At 73.9% G+C, this 5,920-nt stretch carries 4 protein-coding genes; 2 read left to right on the plus strand and 2 right to left on the minus strand.

From position 1 onward, the window contains the following. Positions 1 to 125: 125 nt before the first annotated feature. Entirely contained in the window at positions 126 to 1,673 is a 1,548-nt protein-coding gene (locus tag E1298_RS43110) for an AMP-binding protein (protein ID WP_131903166.1), read from the minus strand. 199 nt (positions 1,674 to 1,872) lie between these two features. Then, positions 1,873 to 2,439 (minus strand): TetR/AcrR family transcriptional regulator, encoded by a 567-nt coding sequence (locus E1298_RS43115; RefSeq protein ID WP_243726192.1) that lies wholly within the window; start codon positions 2,437 to 2,439, stop codon positions 1,873 to 1,875. Positions 2,440 to 2,656: 217 nt separating this feature from the next. Between E1298_RS43115 and E1298_RS43120 the strand changes: the two genes are divergently transcribed. Both E1298_RS43120 and E1298_RS43125 read left to right on the plus strand, forming a co-directional pair. Then, a complete protein-coding gene (locus E1298_RS43120) occupies positions 2,657 to 4,270 on the plus strand; it encodes a carboxyl transferase domain-containing protein (protein WP_131903167.1) in 1,614 nt (537 codons plus the stop codon). Positions 4,271 to 4,338: 68 nt separating this feature from the next. Beyond that, on the plus strand, positions 4,339 to 5,920 hold a 1,582-nt coding region (locus E1298_RS43125), incomplete at its 3' end, for an acetyl-CoA carboxylase biotin carboxylase subunit (RefSeq protein WP_131903168.1).

A 5,920-nucleotide genomic window follows, 5' to 3' on the forward strand; every position in this document is an offset into this window, starting at 1 on the left:
GGGGACGGGGTGACGGTGTCGAATGGGGCGACCTTCTGGTCCTTCATGTGCCGTTGTACGCACCCGTGCCCGGAGGCGTTCGACGGTCATGGCGACGACTTCGCGAAACCATCGCGCGGGCCTGGTCAGCCTTGCTGTTCCGCCAGGTAGGTGTCCCTGACGCGGCCCCTGCTGAGCTTGCCGGACGGGGTGCGCGGCAGCGACGCGCGGAACTCCAGGCGCCGCGGATGCTTGAGGCGCGCCAGGCGGGGCCCGCAGTGGGCCAGAAGGTCGGCGGCCAGGGCGTCGCCCGGGACGGTGCCGTCGGCGGGCTCGACCAGGGCGACGACGCTCTGCCCCCAGTCCTCGTCCGGGACGCCGATGACGGCGACGTCGGCGACCGCCGGATGCTGGAGCAGGGCGGCCTCGATCTCGGCCGGGTAGATGTTGACGCCGCCGGAGATGATGAGGTCGGCGCGGCGGTCGCTCATGTAGAGCCAGCCGTCCTCGTCGAGGTGGCCGAGGTCGCCGGGGGTGTAGAAGTCGCCGCACATGGTGGAGGCGGTCTTCTCCGGGTCGCCGTGGTACTCGAAACCGGGCTGCCCGCTCGCGTAGATGAGGCCGGTCTCGCCGGGCGGCAGCTCGTCGCCGGCGGGATCGAGGATCTTGACCTGGACGCCGTCGACCGCGCGTCCGACCGTCCCGGGACGGGCGAGCCAGTCGTGCGGGGTGGCGACGACGACGGGGCCGCTCTCGGTGGAGCCGTAGTACTCGTAGAGAACGGGTCCCCACCAGTCCATCATCCGCTGCTTCGTCTCGACGGGGACGGGCGCGGCGCTGTGGTACACCTGCCGCAGCGACGACAGGTCGTACCGGGCGCGGGCGTCCTCGGGCAGGGCGAGCATGCGGTGGAACATCGTCGGCACCATGAACGCGTTGGTGACGCCGTGCCGCTGGATCAGCTCCAGGGCCTGCTCGGGCTGGAAGCGGGACGCGACGACCACGGAGTGGCCGAGCGTGAGGGCCAGCATCGCGTGGGCGCAGGGCGCCGAGTGGTAGAGCGGCGCTATGGCGAGGTGGACCTCGTCGCCGGGTTCGAGGCCGAGGCGGCCGCCCAGGGACTGCCGGATGATGTCGAAGAGCCTCTCGGGCGAGATGTCGAACAGGGGCCGCCGGACGCCCTTGGGCAGCCCGGTCGTCCCGGACGTGTAGAGCATGACGGAGCCCATCCGGCGCTTGTCCGGGGGCGCGGCGCTGCCCGCGGCGCACAGCCCGGCCATCGAGCGGTAGCCCTCGGCGAGGTCGACGCTCACCCGGCTCTCGGCGGGGATCCCGGCCTCCGCCGCCGCGCCGGTGACCGCCGCCGCGCACGCGCTCTCGGTCACGACGGCCTTGGCGCCGCTGTCGGCGAGGACGTAGCCGATCTCCGGCGCGGTGAGGTGGCGGCTCACCGGGACGAGGTACAGGCCCGACTGCATCGCGGCCATCAGGACGGTGAGGAACTCGGGCCGGTTGCCGAGGACGGTGGCGAGCGCGTCGCCCGGCACCAGACCGAGGCCGCTCAGCGCGTTCGAGAGGCGGTTGACCTCGCCGTGCAGCTCACCGTAGGTCACCGGCACGCCCGGAGCCAGGACGGCGGGACGGTCCGGGCTGTGCTGCGCGATCTCGTAGAAGCCGACGCCCTCGACGCCCATGCGGCGCTCCTCTGCTGCGGGCCAGATGGCCGGATGACCTTTCGTCCCATATGACCTAGATCAAGGTGTGCAAGTCAAGGTCAGGGACGGCCGATGGCGTTGGCCCCAACTGCCAGAACCGCGCGAACGGACGGTCCCGGCCCGCCTGCAAACGCCCGGACGGCCCCGGACGACCCGGACGCTTCGCCGCCCCGCCGCCTTAGAGAGCGGCGTCCAGCGCGGAACGGGCCATCGCGTGCAGCAGGTCGCCCATCGCGGAGCGGTCGAGGCCGGCGGCGCTGCGCGGGGTGGAATTGAGCAGGCCGAAACAGGCGTGGACGGCCGCGCGCGTGCGGTCGTCGGGCGTCCCGGGGCGCAGGCGCCGCAGGACGGCGACCCATTCCTCCACGTACGCGCGCTGAAGCCGGCGGATCCGGTGGCGTTCCGGCTCGGGGACGTTGTCCAGCTCCCGCTCGTGGATGGTGATCAGCGCCGGGTTGTCGAGGGCGAACGCGATGTGCCCGCGCAGCAGGGAGTCGAGGGCCTGCGCGGCGTCGGGGGCGGCGGCGCGGCGGACGCCCTCGGCGCGCAGCCGCTCGCTGATGTCGAGCAGCATCTCGGCGAGGACGGCGTCCTTGCCGCTGAAGTGCCGGTACAGGGCGGGCCCGGTGAGGCCGACCGCCCGTCCGAGGTCGCCGATGGACGCCCCGTGGTAGCCGCGCCGCGCGAACAGCTCGGCGGCGGCGCCGAGGATCTCCGCCCGGCGCGGGTTGGCCGGCTCCGGCACGCCCGGCTGCACGCCCGGCTGCGCGCCCGACTGGGCGCCTGGCCGGGCGCCGGAAGCGGCGCCCGGGGGCATGGCGCCGGACGGGACGCCGCGCGTGGCGCCCGTCCCGGAGCCGACCGCCTCGGCGGGATGCGAGGTCATGCGGACAGTCTAGACTAGAGTTGTTAACGGCTATTAACATCGGCGTTGTTAACGAGCATTAACAGGGATGGGGACCATGGGCGGACCGGAGATCGGCTCGCGCGCCGACACCGCGGGCGAGGCGTTCAAGGCCAACGCCGCGCACAACGAGGCGCTGGTGGCGGAGCTGCGCGACCGGGTCGACCGCGCCGGGCGCGGCGGTCCCGAGCGGGCCCGCGAGCGGCACGTGTCGCGCGGCAAGCTGCTCCCCCGCGACCGGGTCGACACGCTGCTCGACCCGGGCTCGCCCTTCCTGGAGCTGTCGCCGCTGGCCGCGAACGGCATGTACGACGACGAGGCGCCCGGCGCGGGGATCATCACAGGGGTCGGACGGGTCGCGGGCCGCGAGTGCGTGGTCGTCGCCAACGACGCCACCGTGAAGGGCGGCACCTACTACCCGGTCACGGTGAAGAAGCACCTGCGGGCGCAGGAGGTGGCGCTGCACAACCGGCTCCCCTGCGTGTACCTCGTCGACTCCGGCGGCGCGTTCCTGCCCCGGCAGGACGAGGTGTTCCCCGACCGCGAGCACTTCGGACGGATCTTCTACAACCAGGCCACGATGTCGGGACGCGGCATCCCGCAGATCGCGGCGGTGCTGGGCTCGTGCACGGCGGGCGGCGCGTACGTCCCGGCGATGAGCGACGAGGCCGTCATCGTCCGCGGCCAGGGGACGATCTTCCTGGGCGGCCCCCCGCTGGTGAAGGCCGCGACGGGCGAGGTCGTGACGGCCGAGGAGCTGGGCGGCGGCGAGCTGCACTCGCGGACGTCCGGGGTGACCGACCATCTCGCCGAGGACGACGCGCACGCGCTGCGGATCGTCCGCGACATCGTGGGGACGCTCGGCCCGCGCGAGCCGCGCCCCTGGGAGGTCGCGCCGCCCGCCGAGCCCGCCGCCGACCCGGCGGAGCTGTACGGGGTCGTCCCGCCCGACCCGCGCACCCCCTACGACGTGCGCGAGGTCATCGCCCGGATCGTGGACGGCAGCCGCTTCCAGGAGTTCAAGAGGGAGTACGGCGCGACGCTGGTCACCGGGTTCGCGCGCGTCCACGGCCACCCGGTCGGGATCGTCGCCAACAACGGCATCCTGTTCGGGGAGTCGGCGCAGAAGGGCGCGCACTTCATCGAGCTGTGCGACCGGCGCAGCGTCCCGCTGGTGTTCCTGCAGAACATCACCGGCTTCATGGTCGGACGCGAGTACGAGGCGTCCGGCATCGCCAAGCACGGCGCGAAGATGGTCACGGCCGTGTCCTGCGCGCGCGTCCCGAAGTTCACCGTCGTCATCGGCGGCTCGTTCGGCGCGGGCAACTACGCGATGTGCGGGCGGGCGTACGCGCCGCGCTTCCTGTGGATGTGGCCGAACGCCCGCATCTCGGTCATGGGCGGCGAGCAGGCGGCGAGCGTCCTCGCGACCGTCCGCCGCGACCAGATGGCGGCGCGCGGCGAGGACTGGCCCGCGGAGGCCGAGGAGGGGTTCAAGGCGCCGATCCGCGAGCAGTACGAGGCGCAGGGCAACCCGTACTACTCGACGGCGCGGCTGTGGGACGACGGGGTGATCGACCCGCTCGACACCCGGCGCGTGCTGGGGCTCGGGCTGTCGGCCGCCGCCAACGCACCGCTGGAGCCGGTCGGCTACGGCGTCTTCCGGATGTGAGGGGTCTGGGCTCAATGACTTCGTCCTCCCGACGCGAAGCAGCAAACCCCTCCCGAAGCGGGGCAGGGATGTTCGACAGCGTCCTGGTCGCCAACCGCGGGGAGATCGCCGTCCGCGTGTTCCGCACGCTGAGGCGCCTCGGCGTGCGGTCGGTGGCGGTCCACACGGCCGCCGACGCGGGCGCCCGGCACGTCCGGGAGGCGGACGAGGCGCTCCGGATCCCGTCCTACCTCGACATCGAGGCGGTGATCGGGGCGGCCCGCGCGGCGGGCGCGCAGGCCGTCCACCCGGGCTACGGGTTCCTCGCCGAGAACACCGCGTTCGCCCGCGCCTGCGGCGAGGCGGGCCTGGTCTTCATCGGGCCGCCCGCCGAGGCGATCGAGGCGATGGGCGACAAGATCCGCGCCAAGCGGACGGTCGCGGCCGCCGGCGTCCCGGTCGTCCCGGGAAGGGACGAGGCGGGCTTGACCGACGCCGAACTGGAGGCCGCCGCGCTGGAGGTCGGCCTGCCCGTGCTGCTCAAGCCGTCGGCGGGCGGCGGCGGCAAGGGCATGCGCCTGGTCCGGGACGCGGCGGACCTGCCCGAGGCCATCGCGTCCGCCCGCCGCGAGGCGCGCGGCTCGTTCGGCGACGACACCCTCCTCGCCGAGCGGTTCGTCGAGAACCCCCGGCACATCGAGATCCAGGTCTTCGCGGACGCGCACGGCAACACCGTCCACCTGGGCGAGCGCGAGTGCAGCCTGCAGCGCCGCCACCAGAAGATCATCGAGGAGGCGCCGTCGCCGCTGCTGGACGCGGCGTCCCGGGAGCGGATGGGCGCCGCGGCCGTCGCCGCCGCCGAGTCCGTCGGCTACGTCGGCGCCGGGACGGTCGAGTACATCGTCTCCGCCGACCGTCCGGGCGAGTTCTTCTTCATGGAGATGAACACGCGGCTCCAGGTCGAGCACCCGGTCACCGAGCTGGTCGCGGGCCTCGACCTGGTCGAGCTCCAGCTGCATGTGGCGGCCGGGCGGCCCCTGCCGTTCACGCAGGACGACGTCCGGCTGGACGGCCACGCGATCGAGGCCCGCGTCTACGCCGAGGACCCGTCCCGCGGGTTCCTGCCGACCGGCGGCCGCGTGCTGGCCCTGGCCGAACCCGGCGTGCGCGTCGACTCGGGCCTGGACGTCGGCACCGAGGTCGGCGGCTCCTACGACCCGATGCTCGCCAAGGTGATCGTCTGGGGCGCCGACCGCGCGGAGGCCCTGCACCGGCTCGACCGGGCGCTCGCCTCGTACACGCTGCTCGGCGTCCCGACGAACGTCGCGTTCCTGCGGGCGCTGCTGGGGCACCCAGACGTGGTGTCCGGCGGGCTCGACACCGGCCTGGTCGAACGGTCCCTGGACGGCCTCGTCTCCGGGACGGCCGCGCCGCCCGAGGTCCTCGCCGCCGCCGCGCTGGAACGCATGCTCGCCCTGGAGTCGGCCGCCTCCGACCCCTGGGACATCCCGGACGGCTGGCGTCCCGGCGCCCACGCCTGGACGCCGTGGATCATCACCCCCTCCGGCGGCGACCCGGTGGAGGTGCGCGTGCGGGGCCGCGCCGCGTCCGCCCAGGTCGCCATCGCGGGCGGCCCGCCCGTCCCCGCGTCCCTCTCGCTCGTTCCCCCTC

The sequence above is a fragment of the Actinomadura rubrisoli genome, assembly GCF_004349215.1.
Classification (GTDB): domain Bacteria; phylum Actinomycetota; class Actinomycetes; order Streptosporangiales; family Streptosporangiaceae; genus Spirillospora; species Spirillospora rubrisoli.